The following is a 17,682-nucleotide window of genomic DNA, read 5'->3' on the forward strand; positions in this document are numbered from 1 at the left end:
ACGCGGTGGTGAACTTCGCCGCCGAGACCCATGTGGACCGTTCGATCGCCGAGCCCGACGCGTTCGTCAAGACCCACGCGATCGGGACCTGGATCCTGCTCGAGGCCGCTCGCGAGCGGAACCTGCGCTACCTGCAGGTCTCCACCGACGAGGTCTACGGCTCGATCGAGGAGGGCTCGTTCACCGAGGAGTCCCCGCTCCAGCCGTCCTCCCCCTACAGCGCGACCAAGGCGGGCGCCGACCTCCTGGTCTCCTCCTACGCCGAGACCTACGGCATGGAGACGCTCATCTGCCGCGGCTCGAACAACTACGGGCCGTACCAGTACCCCGAGAAGCTCATCCCGCTCATGGTCCTCAACGCCATGCACGGCGACAAGCTGCCGGTCTACGGGGACGGCATGCAGGTCCGCAACTGGCTGTACGTGGAGGACTTCGGCCGCGGGATCGGTCACGTCCTGGAGCACGGCGTCCCGGGCGAGGTCTACAACGTCGGTGGCCCCGACGAGTGCCCGAACATCGAGGTCGTCCAGAAGATCGTCGAGCTCACCGGCTGCGATCCCGCGCTGGTGACCCGCGTCACCGACCGTCCAGGCCACGACCGCCGCTACTCGCTCGGCAGCGAGAAGGTCCGCGCGCTCGGGTGGGAGGCGCAGGTGCGGTTCGCCGACGGCCTGCAGCAGACCGTCGACTGGTATCGCGAGCGCAAGGACTGGTGGGAGCCGATCCGCTCCGGCGACTACCGCGAGTACTACGAGCGCCAGTACGGCACGAAGCTGGGCTGAGCGCGGGGCTCAGCTGCTCAGCGCAGCCGCCTGGCGATCCACGTCGTCGACGTCCTGGCGGCCTTCTGCACGATGCCGCCGTGGTCGACGCCCTTGTACGACCTGTACGTGAGCGACTTCGCGCCGTTCGCCTTCAGCTTCTGGACCAGCGACAGGGTGAACGGCGGCAGCACCGTCCCGTCGGCGGCCCCCTGGTCGATGCGCACCGGCTTCCTGCCGAACCTGAGCCGCTCGGGGCCGTTGGACCGCAGGGCCGCGATCACCCCGGTCTGGTCGGCCCCGGTGCGCAGCAGCGCCGCTGGCGCGACCCCGCCGAAGCTGCCGTCCGCCGCGAGGTCCGGCGTGCATTCGGTGAGTGTCCGCGGGTACAGCCCGAGCGCCACGTCGCTGAGAACGCTGGTGGCGTTCCTGGGCGTGCGGGCGACGTCGAGCCCGCGGACGATCGTCGCGACGAGCCCGCTCAGGCCGCCGCCGGGCGTCGTCAGCGCGGTCGCCAGCGGCACCTGATCGGCGAGGTTCGCCGCAGGCGCGTAGGCGACGGTCCCCCGCAGCGACAGCTCCGGCGTGTAGGACCGGGCCATCGAGCCGGCCCACAGCGCCGCGTGCCCGCCCTGCGAGTGGCCGGCGACGATCATCCGCCTGCCGATGCGCTTGTCGAGCTTGCGGGCGGCACGGGCCATGTCGAGCACCGCACGCCCTTCCGAGCGGCCGATCAGGTACGGGTGCTCGCCGGGCGTGCCGAGGCCCTCGTAGTCGGTGCGCACGACCGCGTACCCGGCCTTGAGCCAGCGCGTCAGCAACGGGAAGACGTAGGCGTGGTACGCGTGCACGGCGCCCTTGCCGGTGTCGCGCGACGGTGCGCAGCGATCCGCGATCCCGCTCGTGCCGTGGGCGTAGGAGATGACGGGCCAGCCGCGCTTCGGCGGCTTGCCACGGGGGACCGAGACCAGGCCCGACACCGCGGTGGCGCCGCCGCGAACCGCCCGGGAGCGGTAGAGCACGAGCGTCGTCCGCGCTGCGCCCGGCACGGCGACCGGGCTCTTCGAGCTCACGCGGCGCGCGCGGATCAGGGTGCCGTGGGCGCCCTTCGGGAGCTTCTTCGGGGGGCTGTAGAAGGCCGAGCCGGAAGGGCCTTTCGGGATCTTCTTCGCCGCTGCCGGAGCAGCCGGCGCGCACACCAGGAGCGCGGCGACCGCCAGCGCACCCAGCGCCGTGGGGAAAGGACGCACCCTCGTTCATCGGCTCAGCGATGGCCGCGCTTGAGCGAATCGGTCGCCGGACGGCCGATCTGGCGCGCGGGAACTAGGTCGCGAGGGCGCTGATCTTCCAGCGCCCCGCCTCCTTCATGAACGTGAGCGTGTCGCGGACGTCCTTGTCGTTGTCCTTGGACTCGACCACGGCCGTGGCGTTCGTACCGGTGATCGTGACCTTCTTGACGGAGAGGTCGAAGGCATCGGCGTCCTGCAGCGCATCGTCGACCGCTTCCTCGCAGGACGCGTTGCCGCCCGCGGTCGCCCGGATCTTGGTGATCAACTGCTCGCTCAGCAGACGGCAGACCCCGTCGGCGTCCTTGCTGGCGCCCGCGTCCTGCAGGTCCTCCACGACGTTCGCGACGAGCTTCTGCTCACCCTGGAAATCGGTCGAGGAGTCGTTCGTCGTCTGACTGCACCCACCGAGGGCGGTTGCCGCCGCAAGGGCGAGGAAGAGCGGGCGGACTGGGGTCTGCATCGGCGAGAGGGTACCGTGGGAGGCCTGATGGCCGAGGCGTCAACCACCAACCCAGGCAACACCGTCCCGCGCGGGCGTCACGCCCCGCCGCTGGAGGTTCGCGTGGGCGTCCAGCGCGAGCGTCTGTTCGAGGCGGCCGCACGCGTGTTCTCACGCGTCGGCTACGCCGATGCGAGCGCCGAGGGCATCAGCCGTGAGGCCGGGATGTCGAAGGCCACGTTCTACGAGCACTTCGCCAACAAGGAGGAGTGCCTGCTGGCCCTGTTCGACCAGGCGGCCGCGACGATCATGCAGGCGATGGCGGACGAGCAGCGGGCCAACCGCCGGGAGTCCGAGTCCTACAACGAGTGGATCGCCCGCGGCGTCCGCGCGTTCCTCGAGACCCTCACCGCCCACCCGGAGGCGTCACGGACGCTGCTGGTGGAGATCGTCGGAGCAGGCCCCGTCGCGATGGAGCGGCGGGACCGCATCTTCCAGCTGTTCGCAGAGCTGCTGTACAACGACAACCGGGCCGTCGCGCCGCATTACGCAGCGCCGCAGTTCGCCTCGATCGAGGACGCCTACGCGATCGTGGGCGCCATCGCCGCGCTCGTCGACCGCCAGCTTCGCAACGGCCTCCCGGAGGACCCGCGGGACCTCGAACCGGTCATCGAGCGGCTCTTCTTCGGCCTGCTCAGTCAGGCGGCCGAACTGGACGGTAGGTGACCGCGCCCGCCACGACGGCGGCGCAGGTGAGCGAGCAGGCCGACGCCGCCCCTGGACTCACCGACCTGGAACGCCGGGTCTCGGAGTGTCGCGCCTGCCCGCGCCTCGTGGACTGGCGGGAGGAGGTCGCGCGCGTCAAGCGCGCCGCGTTCGCCGACGAGGAGTACTGGGGTCGGCCGGCCCCGGGCTTCGGGGATCCGTCGGCCCGCATCCTCGTCCTGGGACTGGCCCCCGCAGCTCACGGCGCCAACCGCACCGGTCGGGTCTTCACCGGCGACAGGTCGGGGGACTTCCTGTACGCCGCGCTGCACCGGGTCGGGCTCGCCAACCAGGCCCATGCGGTCTCGCGGGACGACGGGCTGCGGCTGCGGCACACGTGGGTGACCGCGGCGGTTCGCTGCGCGCCCCCCGCCAACAAGCCCACTCCGCAGGAACGGGACACGTGCCTGCCGTGGTCGGTGCGGGAGCTCGAGCTGCTCCGAGAGCTCCAGGTCGTCGTGTGCCTCGGCGGGTTCGCCTGGGACGCGGCGCTGCGGCTGCGGGTCGCCGCCGGTGCCCCGGCGGCCCGTCCGAAGCCCCGGTTCGGCCACGGCGTCGAGTTCGACGACGGTGCCTGGCTGCCGATGCTCGGCTGCTTCCACGTCTCGCAGCAGAACACGTTCACCGGGCGGCTCACCGAGCCGATGATCGACGCGGTGCTCGCCCGGGCCCGGGACCTCGCCGGGCTGTGATTCCTCAGCGCTCCCCGCGGCCGACCTCGACGGTCGCCGTCCGCGTCACCGCCTTGGCGTCCGCCGGCTGACCGCCGTCACGGGCGACCACCTTCAGCCGCAGCGATGTCGGCCTGCGGGTGCGGGCGATCAGCTTGCGCGCCGTCGTCGTGAGCGTCACGCGCACCGCCGCGCTGCGACCCCAGGGGATCGTCGCGCCGGCGCTGCCGAGCACGGCGCCCTTGCGAATCCGCACGGCCCGTCTGCCCTTGCCCGCCCGCAGGGTCCTGGGGGCCGTCAGCGTGAGCCGGGAGACGCACGCCCGCGCCTGGTACACGCACGCGATCCGCAGCGCGACCCGGCCACGGCGGTCCGGCGTCGCACGGCGCGAGATGACCTTGATCTCAGGCGGCTTGCCCGCCGCGCCGCCGCCGGGGAGCGCGCCGAGCTCGTTGCCGCCGTTGAGCGACGTGAAGCTCGACGGCGGCGCAGCGGGCGGCGGCGGATCCGCCGGACGATCGGCAGGTGGGGCCTGCGGGACCGGGCGCTCGTCGGCCGGGCCGGTCACGCCCTGCCCGCCCCGCTCGATCGAGGTGCAGTCGGGCCCGGTGGGGTCGAACTGGTCGAGCACCGCACGGTCGCCCGGGGTCGGCGGCGGCTGGGTGACGAACGGAGGCGCGCCCGAGCCGCACGCCACGCGCGCATCGGCGACCTCGTCGCGCGCGAGGAGCAGGTCGACGCCGTCCCCGCCGATCAGCGTGTCGACGCCGATCCCGCCTTCGACGGTGTCGTCGCCGCCGCCGCCGGAGAGCAACTCGTCGCCGTTGCCGCCGATCAGGGTGTCGGCCCGCGAGGTGCCGATCACCGCCTCGACGTTCTCGACGAGATCGCGGTCGACCCCGTTGGGCGCGCACCCGCCCGACGGAGCCACGTTGACCGGTGCCGCCGCCCGCGTGTCCTCCGCGCCGCCGTCGTTGCAGCGGCCGTCGAGGGTCACCTCGACGCCCGCCGCACGGGTGCCGCCGTACGCGACGGTGTCGAAGTCGGGCCCGCCGTCGAGGCGATCACCGGCGCTGCCGCCGTCGAGAAGGTCCTGGCCCGGGCCGCCCCGCAACGTGTCCTCGCCCGGTCCGCCCAGCAGGACGTCGTTGCCGCGGTCGCCGTCCAGGATGTCCTTGTCCGCGCCGCCGTCGAGCTCGTGCGCGGCGGGCCCGGCGCTGAGGACGTCGCTCCCCACGTCGCCGAGCACCCGGATCAGCGGCGTCCCGTCCGCGGCGGGCGATCCGGTCAGCGAGCTCGAGAGCCGGTCGTCGCCGCGGTCGAGGTCGACGATCACGGCGCGTCGGCCGGGAGGCACCTGGACGCCGTCCGTCGAGCCCTTCAACAACACCCGGTCGTCACCGCCCGCGGTCGCGATGACCACGGTGCCCCCTCGGACGATCGTGCAGACCGCGGTCGTGAACCCCTTGTTGTCGGTCGTCGACGTGCACCGCGGGCCGGTCGTCGACCCGTCGGCCCCCTCGATCGTGACGACCTCCTCCGAGTCGACGGCGGCCGCGCGCGAGGCGATCGTGACCTGCAGCGCGTCCTCCCCGTTGGTGCCCCGGATCGAGAGCGTCTCGCCGTCCTGCGGGCCCGAGCGGGAGACCGTGAACGCCGCCGAGGCCTCCCCGGCGCAGGCCAGGACCGCCGCGGCGATCAGACCGGTCGTGACCGTCGACCTCAGCACGAGGCCGTCCCCCGCGTGGCGGTGACGGCCGCCGCGCCGTCCCGTCCGAGCTCCTGTATCTGCACGGGACCGCCGCCGCTCACCTGCACGAGCAGTCGGCGCGAGGTGCCGCGCGAGGCATCGGTGACCTGCATGACGCCCAGGCGCGTCGTGCCGTCGCTGATCGCCCACTCGACCCCGAGCGTCCCGTCGGCGACCACGACGCCGTTCTCCCGGCGCACGAGCCGCGGCCCCGGACAGACGTCGGTCTGCCGTCCGGCCGCCTCGAGCCGGGCGCCGCTGACCGCGGCGACCAGGCCGTCACGGCTCGCGGGAGTGTCGTTCTCCACCGGTGCGCCGGTCGGGGCGGCGGCACACGACCGGGTGTCGGGCTGGACGTCGCTGGCGTTGAAGCGGGGACTGCGGACCTTGCCGTCGGTCCCGAGCACGAGGTTCAGGATGCGGGTGTCGAAACTCGGATCGTCCGAGCGCACAGCCACCTGCGCGGTGATCGATCCGTCCGGGGCGGCCTGGGTGTCGAGGACCGCCCACGAGCCCTTCAGGTCCACGATCAGCGGCTGCTCGCGACCGTTCTGGATCAGCTCCTCGCGCCGCTCCGTGCGACCGTCGGCGCAGAACCGCGTGTCGTTGCGCTCCGAACGCTGGTTGTCGGTGAACAGCTCCGTGAGCGTGCGTCCGGCGAGCGCGGCGCGGATCGCCGCCGCCTGCGGCACCGGTCCCGGCTGCGTGTCCGGGGTGACGGCCGGCTCCGTCGTCGCCGGGGCCTTGGTAGCGACGCAGATGCGGTGCAGACCGCGGCGCGCCGTGCGGCCGGAGCGCTCGGCCGCTCGCAGCGCCGACGCCTTCCTCACGTTGGTCAGGCCGCCCAGCCGCGCGTTGCCCTTGCGCAGCATCTCCGTGTTGATGAGCCTGCCCTTGCGGGTGACGTACCGCCCGCGACCCCGGACCCGGCTCTCGTCGAGCACCGCGACCGAGGCCCTCGTCGGCAGCAGCTTGCGCAGGGCGCTCCGCGATTCGCGGGCGAAGCAGCTCCTCCCGGTCGGCGCTCTGACCCCGATCAGGTCGATCGTGGCGATCCGCGCGCCGATCTTGACCCGGACGGTGTCGCCGTCGAGCACCGACACCACCGTCGCCTTCCGGCTCGAGGCAGCGTTCGCCGCGGTGGGGAGCGCCAGCAGTGCGGCCAGGAGGACGACCATGAGACGGGCAGGGTGGGAGGACATGAGAGCTCCGGGGAGGGGACGTGTCAGGAGGACAGACGCGTGCGACCCGGCATCCTTCCCGAACCGGCGTCGATGATCCACCTCGCCGATGGGCGGGTACCCTCGAACGGTGACCCAGCCGGACCCGCTCGCCGCCTTCACCCCCGCCGTCCGTGACTGGTTCGGCGCCGCGTTCGCGCAGGCCACGGAGGTCCAGGCGCAGGCGTGGCCCGCGATCGCCACCGGCGACCACACGCTGATCAGCGCGCCGACCGGGTCCGGCAAGACGCTCGCCGCGTTCCTCTGGGGCCTCGACCGGCTGGTCGCGGACCCGTGGCCCGCGGAGGTCCCCCCGAAGGACCGTCGCGTGCGCCTGGTGTACGTCTCACCGCTCAAGGCGCTCTCCCACGACGTCGAACGCAACCTGCGGGCGCCCCTGCGCGGCATCGCGGGCGGGGACGAGTCCCGGACGCCGACGGTCGCGATCCGCACCGGGGACACGCCGCAGCGCGACCGCGCCCAGATGCTGCGCACCCCGCCGGACATCCTCATCACCACGCCCGAGTCGCTCTACCTGATGCTCACCTCGCAGGCGCGCGAGATGCTCACCGCGGTCGAGGCGGTCATCGTGGACGAGATCCATGCGGTCGCGGCGACGAAGCGCGGCTCCCATCTCGCGCTCACGCTGGAGCGCCTCAGCGCGGGCGTTCAGGACGTTGAGGGCCGGGACGTCCAGCGCATCGGCCTGAGCGCCACGCAGAACCCGCTGGAAGAGGTCGGTCGCTTCATGGTCGGACCGCGGCGGACGTGCCGCATCGTCGACGCGGGGATCCGCAAGCCGCTGGATCTCAAGATCCACGTGCCCGTGGAGTCGATGGTCGAGCCGGACGAGTCGCTCGACCGGGACCCGCTCGAGCCCGTGGTCGGGGGCGAGGCGACCCGCCGGTCGATCTGGCCCGCGATCTACCCCGAGCTGCTGCGGCTCGTGCACGAGCACCGCTCCACGATCATCTTCGTCAACAACCGGCGCGCGGCGGAGCGCCTGGCGCTGCGGCTGAACGACCTGCACAACGCACGGCCCGACGACGCCCCGGAGGACGAGGCCGCCGAGATCGAGATCATCGCGCGCGCCCATCACGGCTCCCTGGCCCGCGAGGAGCGCCTGGTCGTCGAGGACCTGCTCAAGAGCGGCGAGCTGCCGTGCCTGGTCGCGACCTCGTCGCTGGAACTGGGCATCGACATGGGCGCGGTCGACCTCGTGCTCCAGGTCGAGTCCCCGAAGTCCGTCGCGCGCGGCCTGCAGCGCATCGGGCGGGCCGGACACAACGTCGGTGACGTGTCCAAGGGCCGGTTCTTCCCGAAGTTCCGCGGCGACCTGCTGGAGTGCGCGGTCGTCGCGAAGCTCATGCGCGAAGGCCGGATCGAGCCGACCGTCGTACCGCGCAACGCCCTCGACGTCCTGGCGCAGCAGGTGGTGGCGATCGCGGCGTCGGCCGGCGCCGGTGAGGACGACGCGGTCGTCTCGGTCGACGACCTGCACGCGCTCGTCACGCGGACGCACTCCTACGCGGAGCTGCCGCGCGAGCTGCTGGAGAACGTGCTCGACATGCTCGACGGGCGCTACCCGTCGCAGGAGTTCGGCGACCTGCGGCCCCGGATCGTGTGGGACCGCGTCGCCGGGACGATCCGGCCACGCCGGGGAGCCCGATCGCTGGCGATCGTCAACGCGGGCACGATCCCCGACCGCGGGCTGTACTCCGTCACGCTGCCGGACGGCCGGCGGGTCGGCGAGCTCGACGAGGAGATGGTCTACGAGGCGCGCCCGGGGCAGACGTTCCTGCTCGGCGCCTCGACCTGGCGGATCGAGGAGATCCAGCGCGACCGGGTCGTCGTGACCCCCGCGCCCGGGGCGCCCGGCGCGGTGCCGTTCTGGCGCGGGGACAGCGTCGGGAGGCCGAAGGAGCTCGGAGAGGCGATGGGGGCGTTCGCCCGTACCGCCGTCGACCTCCCGCCGGAGCAGCTCGAGGCGGAGTACGACCTCGACCCGCGCGCGGCGCGCAACCTGATCGCGTTCCTCGTCGAGCAGCAGGAGGCGACGCGGGTGATCCCGTCCGACCGGGCGGTGGTGGTCGAGCGCTTCCGGGACGAGCTGGGCGACTGGCGGGTCTGCGTGCTCTCGCCGTTCGGCGGACGTGTCCACGCGGCCTGGGGCCTCGCCCTGGCGGCGCGCATCCGTGACGAGCTCGGCCTGGAGTCCGACGCGATCTGGTCGGACGACGGGATCATCGTCCACCTCCCCGACGCCGACGACACGGGCGTCGACGAGGTGCTCGATCTCGTGATGGTCGACCCCGACGAGCTGGAGGACCTCGTCGTGGGCGAGCTCGGCTCGAGCGCGCTGTTCGGCGCGCGGTTCCGCGAGAACGCCGGACGGGCGCTGCTGATCCCCCGCGCCTACCCCGGCAAGCGCACCCCTCTGTGGCAGCAGCGACTGAAGTCGCAGACCTTGCTGGAGGTCGCCAAGCGCTACGGGCAGTTCCCGATCATCCTCGAGACCTACCGCGAGTGCCTGCGTGACGTGCTCGACGTGCCCGGGACGATCGAGCTGCTGCGCGCGCTGCACCGCCGCGAGATCTCGCTCGTCCCCGTCGAGACCAAGCGCGCCTCGCCGTTCGCCGGGTCGCTGCTGTTCGACTACGTCGCGACCTACATGTACGAGGGCGACACGCCCAACGCGGAGCGCCGGGCGGCGGCGCTGTCGCTGGACAGGGACCTGCTGCGCGAGCTGCTCGGACAGGACGAGCTCCGTGAGCTCATCGACGCCGCCGCGCTGGAGCAGGTCGAGGCGGACCTGCAGCACACCAGCGACCGCACGCGTGCCACGACCCGCGACGAGCTGGCCGACGTCCTGCGTCGCGTCGGCGACCTGACCCTCGAGGAGGTGCGGGAGCGGGCGCACGACGGGGTCGACGTCGACGCCGCGCTCACCGCGCTGGCGGACGAGCGACGTGCGGTACGCCTGCGGATCGGCGGGCAGGACCGCTGGGTCGCCGCGGACGACGCCGGCCTCTACCGCGACGCGCTCGGCACCGTGCCCCCCGGCGGGCTGCCGGCGGCGTTCGTCGCGGACGTCCCCGACGCGCTGCGCACGCTGGTCGCGCGGTACGCGCGGACGCACGGACCGTTCACCGCCGGGGAGCTGCGCGCCCGGTACGGCGTCGACCCGACCGGCGCGCTGAAGGACCTCGAGCGCGACGGGACCCTCGTCCAGGGCGAGCTGCGGCCCGGCGGCACCACGCGGGAATGGTGCGACAGCGACGTCCTGCGCCGCCTGCGGCGCGCGTCGCTGGCCGCCCTCCGTCACGAGATCGAGGCGGCGGACCAGCGCGCCCTCGGACGGTTCATGCCCTCCTGGCACGGCGTGGATCGCCACCCGGCTGCCGGAGCCGGCATCGACCGGCTCCGGGAGACGCTGATCCCGTTGCAGGGCCTCGCGCTGCCGGCGGACCTGTGGGAGACCGAGATCCTGCCGCGCCGGGTCGGGGCGTACTCACCGACGTGGCTGGACCAGCTCTGCGCGAGCGGCGAGGTCGTCTGGGTGGGAGCGGGGGCGATCGGGCGCCGCTCCGGGCGCGTGGCGCTCTACTTCCGCGAGGACGCTGCCGCGATCGGTCCGCCCGGGCTCCGCCCCGGCGGTGGAGCCGAACCGCCGTCGGGCCCCGTGCACGAGGCGCTGCGGGACCGGCTTCGCACCTCCCCCGCCTTCTTCACGGACCTGCTGGCCGAGCTCGCCGACGTGGAGCCCGAGGCGCTGCAGGACGCGCTGTGGGATCTCGTGTGGGCGGGCGAGGCGACCAACGACGCATGGGCGCCGCTCCGCGCGCCACGGCTGACGCTGGCCCGGGCGAACGCCGCGCGCGCGGCCCGCCGGGGCACGCGGGCGGGCACGCGGTTCTCCTCGCGGCGCCTCGGCGCGCAGGCCCAGGTCGTCGGCCGCTGGTCGTCGGCGTCGCCGCTGTTCGTGTCGGCGGACGCGGAGGTCGTCGATCCCCGCGCGCGCCGCCGGGTGGTGGCCGAGCTCCTGCTCGAGCGCCACGGGATCGTCACCCGTGAGCACGTCGTCGGCGAGGGCATCGCCGGGGGCTTCAGCGGCCTCTACGACGTGTTCGGCGACCTCGAGACGCTCGGGGTCTGCCGGCGCGGGTACTTCGTCGAGGGGCTCGGCGGCGCGCAGTTCGCCCTCCCGGGCGCCGTCGAGCGGCTGCGCGCGCAGAAGGCCGACGACGAGGCGCCGCCGATCGTGCTCGCCGCCGCCGACCCGGCGCAGCCTTACGGCAGCGTGCTGCCCTGGCCCCGACGTGACGGCGAGACCCGCTCGCCGCAACGGGTCGCCGGAGCGCAGGTGGTCCTGGCCGGATCGGAGCCGGTGGTGTTCGTCGAGCGCGGCGGACGGTCGCTGCGCACCCTGGTCGACGGCGACGACCCGCGGCTGCGCCCCGCGCTCGACGCCCTGGCTGCCTGGGTGCGCGAGGGCCGCGGCCGAAAGCTGGCGGTGGAGAAGCTCGACGGGGAGCACGTCGTCGGGCACGCGCTCGAGCCGCTGCTGGTGGAGGTCGGCTTCCGGGCGGGGCCGACCAAGCTGACGCTCAGCGCCTGAGGCCGACGACGACGCGCCGGGGCCCGGCGGAGGAGCCTCGCGATGCGGCGGCGCGCTCAGGGCCGCTTGACGCCCGGGTTCATCACGCCGGCCGGGTCCAGCGCGTGCCGGATCGCCTCCTGCGCCGCGACCGCGCCGGGCGCCCACTGCTTCGACAGCCACCCGGCCTTCAGCAAGCCGATCCCGTGCTCTCCGCTCACGGTGCCGCCGAGCGAGAGCGCCATCGCGAACAGGTCCTTGGCGGCGGCGTCCGCTCGCTCCAGCTGCGCCGCGTCGGTCGGGTCGAGCAGGAACGTCGAGTGCAGGTTGCCGTCGCCGGCGTGCCCCCACGAACAGCCCTCCAGGCCGTGCCGCGCCGCGATCTCGACGGTGGCCTGCACCGCCTCGGCGACGCACTCGACGGGCACGCCGATGTCCTCGCTGAGCTTCCCGCCGTGCTGGGCGGCCACCGCGATCGACACGCCGTCGCGCCAGCGCCACAGCTCGCGGTCGTCGGGGCGCAGCACGGTCCCGCCCGCCTCGTCCAGCGCCTGCACGACCTCGGCGACGTCGTCCTCGGTGGTGTCCACCTCGACGATGAGCAGGAACCCCGCGTCGCGGGGCAGCCCGCCGGGGAAGGTCGGCCCGGCCGCGCGCAGCGACCCCGCGTCCAGGAACTCGACGACCGCCGGGACGACGCCGCTGCCGAGCACCGCGTCGATCCCGTCCTGCCCGGCGCGGGCATCGGCGAAGACCGCCGCGAGCGGGACCTCGATCGGCGGTGCCGGGATCAGGCGCATCCAGGCGGCGGTGATGATGCCCAGGGTGCCCTCGCTGCCGCAGAGCAGGCCGGCGAGGTCGTACCCCGCCGCGTCCTTGCGGACCGAACCGCCCACCGTGACGAGGTCCCCGTTCCCGAGCACCGCCTCGACGCCGAGGACCCACGCGCGCGTCACGCCGTACTTGAAGCAGTGCGGTCCACCCGCGTTGGTGGCGATGTTGCCGCCGACGTGGGACTGCTCGGCGGCCCCGGGATCGACCGGGAACCGCAGGCCGTTCTCCCGCGCCAGGCGCGCGAGACGCGCGGTGGTGACCCCCGCCTCGACGTGGGCCCGCCACTGCAGCGGGTCGAGCGCCCGGACCGCGTCGAGCCGGTCGACGGCCACCACCACGGAGGTCGGGTCCTGCGGGACGCATCCGCCGCTGAAGCCGGTGCCGCCCCCGCGCGGGACCACGGGGACCCCGCGATCCGCGCACCACGTGACGACCGACGCGACCTCCTCCGCGTGCCCCGGGCGGACGAGCGCCGCCGCCTGGCCCGACACCCCGGCGTAGGCGCTCGCGTCGGCCAGGGCGTCGGCCCTGGGCTCCGCGACGACGTGCTCCGCTCCGACGAGCCGTGCGAGGTCCGCGATCACCTCCCGAGCGTACTCTGGGCGTACCGCATGCCAGAGGGCGACACCATCCACCACGCCGCGAACCGCATCCGCCCGATCCTGCTGGGCGGCGTGCCGGACGAGATCCTCACCCCGCACCCCCGGTTCGGCGCGGACCGCTGGCCCGAGCGCCTGGCCGGCCGCGAGGTGGTATCGGTGGACGCGCACGGCAAGCACCTGTTCCTGCGGTTCGAGGGGGACCTCACGATCCACTCGCACCTCCGGATGACCGGGTCGTGGGGCACGTACGTCGCCGGCGCCCGGTGGCGGCGGTCCCCGCGGCGCGCATGGCTGGTCCTGCGCGCGCGAGGGCACGAGGTCGTCGAGTTCGACGGCCCCGTCCTGGAGTTGCTCACCGAGTCCCGCACCCGGTTCGATCTGCGCCTGCAGTCGCTGGGACCCGACATCTGCGTGTCCCCGTTCGACAGCGAGCGCTTCGTGCACCGTCTCCGTCAGGACGACCCGACGCGCCCGATCGGGGACGCCCTGCTCGACCAGCGGACGGTCGCGGGCATCGGCAACATCTGGAAGAGCGAGGCGTGCTGGGAGGCGCGCGTCGACCCACAGCGCCCGGCGGGGCGGGTGACCGACGACGAGGCCCGGGCGCTGGTCGACCTCGTCCACCCGCGCATGGCCGCGTCCGCCCGGACCGGATCGGGTGGACGGGACGCCCGGGCGTACGGCCGCGACGGCCGCCCCTGCCCGCGTTGTCGCACGCCGATACGGATGGCTCGGCTCGGGGACGGCAACCGCACGACATACTGGTGTCCGGGATGCCAGGGGTGATCGACCACGCACGGGGGGAGCCGGCCCGTCGGCCACGACGCGTCGGCCACAAGGGCGCGCACGCCCTGGCCCACGGCAACACCGCCGCGAGCTTCGACGAGGCGCTGCGCCTCGGCGTCGACATGATCGAGTTCGACGTGCTCCCCGAGCACGAGGACGGCAGCGGGGAGCTGCTGCTCGCGCACGACTTCGTCGACGCCCGCGCCCGCACCCCGCTGACGCTCGCCGAGGGCCTCGCGCATCTCGCCGCGCCGCGGTTCGCCGGGATCGAGCTCGACGTCGACCTGAAGCTCCCCGGGTACGAGGAGGCCGTCCTGGCCGCCCTGCACGACCACGGGCTGGTGTCGCGCTCCCTGATATCCACGATGGAGGCGACGTCCCTGGAGCGCGTCCGCGCCCTCGAACCCGCCGTCCGCCTCGGGTGGTCGGTCCCGAAGGTCCGGCGCGACTACCTCGCCCATCCGCTCACGCGCCCGGTCGCCTACGGGGTCATCGGCGTCCTGCGCCGGACGCTGCCCGGGCAGGCGGCGGCCGCGATGCGCGAGGGACGCGTCGACGCCCTCATGGCGCACTGGTCGCTCGTGACGCCGCGCATGGCGACGGCGGTGCGCGACGCCGGCGGCGAGCTGTTCGTCTGGACCGTCGACGACGCGGCGCGCATCGCCACGCTCGAGGCGATGGGGGTCGCGGGCATCATCACCAACGACCCTCGCCTGTTCGGCTGACCCGGTGCCCACCGCCCCACCGGCGGACCGCCGTGCCCGTCGGTCGCCTCAGCGGATGACGCAGCTGCCGGCGCTGTAGCCCTTGGGATCGGCGCCGCGCGTGGCGCCGCGCCGCTTGAGCGTGCGCTTGCGCACCCGGCGGACGACCTTGCCATCGATCCGCCACTCGTAGGTCACCGCGCCACGCAGGCGGTACGCGCCACCGTCGGACGGCGGCTTGATCGTGAAGTTCCGGCCGGCCTGACGCGCCCGGTAGCGGGCGGAGCCGATGGCGATGAAGCCGCTGTCGCCGGCCTTCCCGACGTTGTGCCACTTGCGGTCGGCGGCCGCCCGGAACTGGACCTGGAAGCGCACGTACATGCGCTCGGACCGGATCCCGCTCCCGGGCATCGAGGCACGGATCCCGATGACGTTCGGCTTGTCGACGGTGTCGCAGACGTTCACCGTCGCCCACAGGAGCTTCGACTTGGCGATCGACCTGCCCTTGCCGGCCGCGTCCGCCGGGACGGCCGCGGCGCACGCGAGGAGGGCCGCGAGCGCGGGGGTTGCGCTACGGGCGACCATCCCACGACGATACGTGATGGGTCGCCGGTTGCGTCGTAGTACCGGCATGAGTGACACCTTGACCATGGCTCTGCCCCAACGGAACACGGCACAGGTGCCATTCGACGCGCTCTACCGCCAAACAGTTTCCGACGTCTTCGCCTACGTGTTCTCCGTGCTGCGGGACCGCGGTGCCGCGGAGGACGTCACGGCCCTCGCGTTCGAGCGCGCCTACCGCAAGCGCGCGCGGTACGACGCCCGCCGCGGCAGCCAGCGCGCCTGGGTGTTCGGCATCGCGCGGAACGCCGCCCTCGACGAGCTGCGACGGCGACAGCGCACCGCCGCCCTCGTCGTGGAACCCGACGACCCCGCGGCAGCGGCCGACCTCGACGCCGTGGACGACGCGACCGAGGCGGCCGACCGCCGCGCCACCGTCCGTGCCGCGCTGGCCACCCTCGACACGAGGGAGCGCGAGCTGATCGCCCTGAAGTTCCACGCCGGCCTCACCAACGTCGAGATCGCCCGGATGCTCGGGATCTCCGAGGCCAACGCCGGTACCCGCATCCACCGTGCCGTCACCAAGCTCCGGAAGGCCTGCTCATGATCCGCCGCATCAGGACCCACGACGACGAGCTGGACCCCGTGGTCGCCGCCGAGCTGCAGGAGCTCGAGCGGGCGCTGGCCGGCGCTCCGGGAGCCGACCCGGTCCTCTCGGCACTCGTCCGCGACGTCCGCGATCAGGTACCGGACCTCACCGGTCCGGCCCGGTCGGACCTCGATGCTCGCGTGGCCTCCGGGTTCGCCGCGGATCGTCCGGGAGGCCGCTTGCGCCGCTTCGTGGCGCCCCGGCCCGCGCTGCGGACCGCCCTCGGCGCCGCCGCGACGGTCGTGCTCGCGCTGGTGGTGGCGAGCGCCGCGCTGACGGGCGGGGACGACGCGCGACCCGTGACGTCGTCGGCGCCCCCGGCCGGGGGGAGCGCCGAGGACGGCGCCGGCACAGCGGGCGAGGCGCAGGAGCGGTCCGGTGGCGACGAGGCCGCCCGTGCGCCGTCGCCGTCGGGTTCCGCGGCGCCGCAGTCCTCCGCGACCGCCCCGGCGCCCCCGACCACGACCGACCCCGGTGGCCTCGGTGGTCCGCGCCGGGTCGAGCGTGCGGCGCAGATGACGCTGTCGACCGCCCCGCAGGACGTCCAGGCGGTGTCCGACGCGGTCATCCGCACGGTCCAGTCCCTCGGCGGGGTCGTGGCGTCGTCCCAGATCACGACGACGGACGACGGCGGCGAGGCCGTGTTCGACCTCCGGGTGCCGGCCGCGCGGCTGGACCGCGCCATCGCCGAGCTCTCGCGACTCGCCCACGTGAGCGCCCTGGTGCAGGAGAGCGACGACATCACGGGGACCGTCGTCTCCACCGCCTCCCGGTTGCAGGACGCCCGGGACGAGCGCCAGGCGCTGCTGAAGGCGCTCGCGCGCGCGAAGAGCGACCGCCAGGTCTCGAGCCTGCGGGCCAGGATCGCCGACAGCCGTCGGCGGATCGCGTCCCTGGAGGGTGCGCTACGCGGCCTGCGGGCCCGGACCGACCGTGCGACCGTCGGCCTCACCGTGCGCGGCGACCGAGCGTCCCAGGACACCGGCGGCGCCGCGTGGACCCCAGCGGACGCGCTGCGGGACGCGGCCAGGGTCCTCGAGGTCACCGCCTCCGTCCTGGTCGTCGTCGCGGCGATCCTCGTTCCCGCGGGACTGCTCGTGGTACCGGCCCTCATCGCCGCGCGGTCGGCGCGCCGACGGGCGCGGTCGCGTGCGCTCGACGCCGTGTAGCGCCGTCACGGCGGCAGGACGACGACGAGCACGGCCCCCGTGGGCGCAACCGGATCCCAGTACGCGATCCCTCCCGCCTGGGCCGCGAGCTCACGTACCGCCTGCGGCACCGCGAGCCCCGACTGGTCGGCGGGAGGGTCCGGCACCGTGCTCAACCGCGTGTCGTCGACGACCAGGATCCGCAGTCCCTCGCCGCTGCTCATGATCTCGACGCGCGCACCGGGGGCCGGTATCCCGGCCGTCGCCGCCCGGACGATCGACACGACCCGCTCGGCACGGACGAGATCGTGGTCGTGCCCGATGACCACCGACACGATCCGCCGCTCCCGCACCCCGCGCAGCGCCGCGATCGCCTCGTCGACCGCCTGACGGGCTGGAGCCAGCGACCCGGCGGAGCCGTTGCTGAGCGCCTCGAGATCCTGACGGGCCGCCAGCAGCGACTGCAGGGCGTGGTCGTATCTGTCGTCGATAGGGGTGCCGGAAACCATGTGCTCACGTGGCCGACCGTCGTCGGCTGCTTCGCTGGAGCGGTCCCGGCACCGGCGGTTCCCCCCGGGTCAGTCCCTGCGCGGCGGATCCTAACCAGGCTCGTGGAGGTGCGACGAGCATCCCCCTCGCATGGGTACCGTGTCTGGACGCGAGTTTGGGACGGCCTCCTCGAGGACGTTGGCAAGACGCGCGGGCGATCACCCCTCCGGACGGTCCTCCTCACGTCTCGGTGCTCGCCCAACCCAGGGGAAGGAGAGGCACCATGTCCGCAGATTCCTCAGAGCAGTTGAAGGGCGGGCCGCTGGCGGCCGCCATCTCGACGATGGTGGTCACCGTGCTGGCGGAGCACGTCGGCCGGGGACCGACGAAGGCCAGGGCCTACCTGCACGACGAGCT

General features: G+C 73.9%; 15 protein-coding genes. 8 read left to right on the top strand and 7 right to left on the bottom strand.

Annotated elements, in window-relative coordinates:
* Nucleotides 1-782 (top strand): dTDP-glucose 4,6-dehydratase (locus ABYE80_RS06230; protein ID WP_372789400.1); only part of this gene is annotated, 782 nt, incomplete at its 5' end.
* 17 nt (nucleotides 783-799) lie between these two features.
* On the opposite strand, the gene ABYE80_RS06235 is transcribed toward ABYE80_RS06230, so the two are convergent.
* Both ABYE80_RS06235 and ABYE80_RS06240 read right to left on the bottom strand, forming a co-directional pair.
* Nucleotides 800-2,011, bottom strand: a complete 1,212-nt coding sequence (locus ABYE80_RS06235; protein WP_372789401.1) for a lipase family protein — start codon at nucleotides 2,009-2,011, stop codon at nucleotides 800-802.
* 73 nt (nucleotides 2,012-2,084) lie between these two features.
* Entirely contained in the window at nucleotides 2,085-2,510 is a 426-nt protein-coding gene (locus ABYE80_RS06240; protein WP_372789402.1) for a nuclear transport factor 2 family protein, read from the bottom strand.
* A 27-nt stretch (nucleotides 2,511-2,537) separates the two neighbouring features.
* Here ABYE80_RS06240 and ABYE80_RS06245 point away from each other — a divergent pair, with 27 nt between their 5' ends.
* Both ABYE80_RS06245 and ABYE80_RS06250 read left to right on the top strand, forming a co-directional pair.
* Nucleotides 2,538-3,215 carry a TetR/AcrR family transcriptional regulator gene (locus ABYE80_RS06245; RefSeq protein ID WP_372789403.1) on the top strand — a complete coding sequence of 226 codons (678 nt, stop codon included), beginning with the start codon at nucleotides 2,538-2,540 and terminating at the stop codon, nucleotides 3,213-3,215.
* Complete coding sequence (locus ABYE80_RS06250) at nucleotides 3,212-3,946, top strand: uracil-DNA glycosylase (protein WP_372789404.1); 735 nt, start codon at nucleotides 3,212-3,214, stop codon at nucleotides 3,944-3,946. Before ABYE80_RS06245 ends, ABYE80_RS06250 begins: the two co-directional genes overlap by 4 nt.
* A 4-nt stretch (nucleotides 3,947-3,950) precedes the next feature.
* Here ABYE80_RS06250 and ABYE80_RS06255 read toward each other — a convergent pair whose 3' ends face one another.
* Both ABYE80_RS06255 and ABYE80_RS06260 read right to left on the bottom strand, forming a co-directional pair.
* Nucleotides 3,951-5,654, bottom strand: coding sequence for a calcium-binding protein (locus ABYE80_RS06255; protein ID WP_372789405.1), 1,704 nt, complete (start codon nucleotides 5,652-5,654; stop codon nucleotides 3,951-3,953).
* Complete coding sequence (locus ABYE80_RS06260; RefSeq protein ID WP_372789406.1) at nucleotides 5,648-6,877, bottom strand: thermonuclease family protein; 1,230 nt, start codon at nucleotides 6,875-6,877, stop codon at nucleotides 5,648-5,650. The genes ABYE80_RS06255 and ABYE80_RS06260 overlap by 7 nt, the downstream gene beginning before the upstream one ends.
* Nucleotides 6,878-6,986: 109 nt before the next feature.
* Here ABYE80_RS06260 and ABYE80_RS06265 point away from each other — a divergent pair, with 109 nt between their 5' ends.
* On the top strand, nucleotides 6,987-11,513 hold the full coding sequence (locus tag ABYE80_RS06265; RefSeq protein WP_372789407.1) for a DEAD/DEAH box helicase: 4,527 nt from the start codon (nucleotides 6,987-6,989) through the stop codon (nucleotides 11,511-11,513).
* A gap of 56 nt (nucleotides 11,514-11,569) precedes the next feature.
* Here the strand turns inward: ABYE80_RS06265 and ABYE80_RS06270 are convergent, their stop codons facing one another.
* Nucleotides 11,570-12,910, bottom strand: a complete 1,341-nt coding sequence (locus ABYE80_RS06270) for an FAD-binding oxidoreductase (protein WP_372789408.1) — start codon at nucleotides 12,908-12,910, stop codon at nucleotides 11,570-11,572.
* Nucleotides 12,911-12,937: 27 nt separating this feature from the next.
* Between ABYE80_RS06270 and ABYE80_RS06275 the strand changes: the two genes are divergently transcribed.
* Complete coding sequence (locus ABYE80_RS06275) at nucleotides 12,938-13,714, top strand: Fpg/Nei family DNA glycosylase (RefSeq protein WP_372789409.1); 777 nt, start codon at nucleotides 12,938-12,940, stop codon at nucleotides 13,712-13,714.
* A complete protein-coding gene (locus tag ABYE80_RS06280) occupies nucleotides 13,702-14,439 on the top strand; it encodes a glycerophosphodiester phosphodiesterase (RefSeq protein WP_372789410.1) in 738 nt (245 codons plus the stop codon). The genes ABYE80_RS06275 and ABYE80_RS06280 overlap by 13 nt, the downstream gene beginning before the upstream one ends.
* Nucleotides 14,440-14,487: 48 nt before the next feature.
* On the opposite strand, the gene ABYE80_RS06285 is transcribed toward ABYE80_RS06280, so the two are convergent.
* Entirely contained in the window at nucleotides 14,488-15,003 is a 516-nt protein-coding gene (locus tag ABYE80_RS06285; RefSeq protein WP_372789411.1) for a hypothetical protein, read from the bottom strand.
* Between the two features lie 46 nt (nucleotides 15,004-15,049).
* On the opposite strand from ABYE80_RS06285, the gene ABYE80_RS06290 reads away from it, so the two are divergent.
* On the top strand, nucleotides 15,050-15,586 hold the full coding sequence (locus tag ABYE80_RS06290; RefSeq protein ID WP_372789412.1) for an RNA polymerase sigma factor: 537 nt from the start codon (nucleotides 15,050-15,052) through the stop codon (nucleotides 15,584-15,586).
* Nucleotides 15,583-16,797 carry a DUF4349 domain-containing protein gene (locus ABYE80_RS06295; protein WP_372789413.1) on the top strand — a complete coding sequence of 405 codons (1,215 nt, stop codon included), beginning with the start codon at nucleotides 15,583-15,585 and terminating at the stop codon, nucleotides 16,795-16,797. Before ABYE80_RS06290 ends, ABYE80_RS06295 begins: the two co-directional genes overlap by 4 nt.
* 5 nt (nucleotides 16,798-16,802) lie before the next feature.
* Here the strand turns inward: ABYE80_RS06295 and ABYE80_RS06300 are convergent, their stop codons facing one another.
* Entirely contained in the window at nucleotides 16,803-17,285 is a 483-nt protein-coding gene (locus ABYE80_RS06300; RefSeq protein WP_372789414.1) for a hypothetical protein, read from the bottom strand.
* Nucleotides 17,286-17,682 lie beyond the last annotated feature (397 nt).

Origin of the sequence: Paraconexibacter sp. (assembly GCF_041602235.1) — a bacterium.
Taxonomy (GTDB): Bacteria; Actinomycetota; Thermoleophilia; order Solirubrobacterales; family Solirubrobacteraceae; genus Paraconexibacter.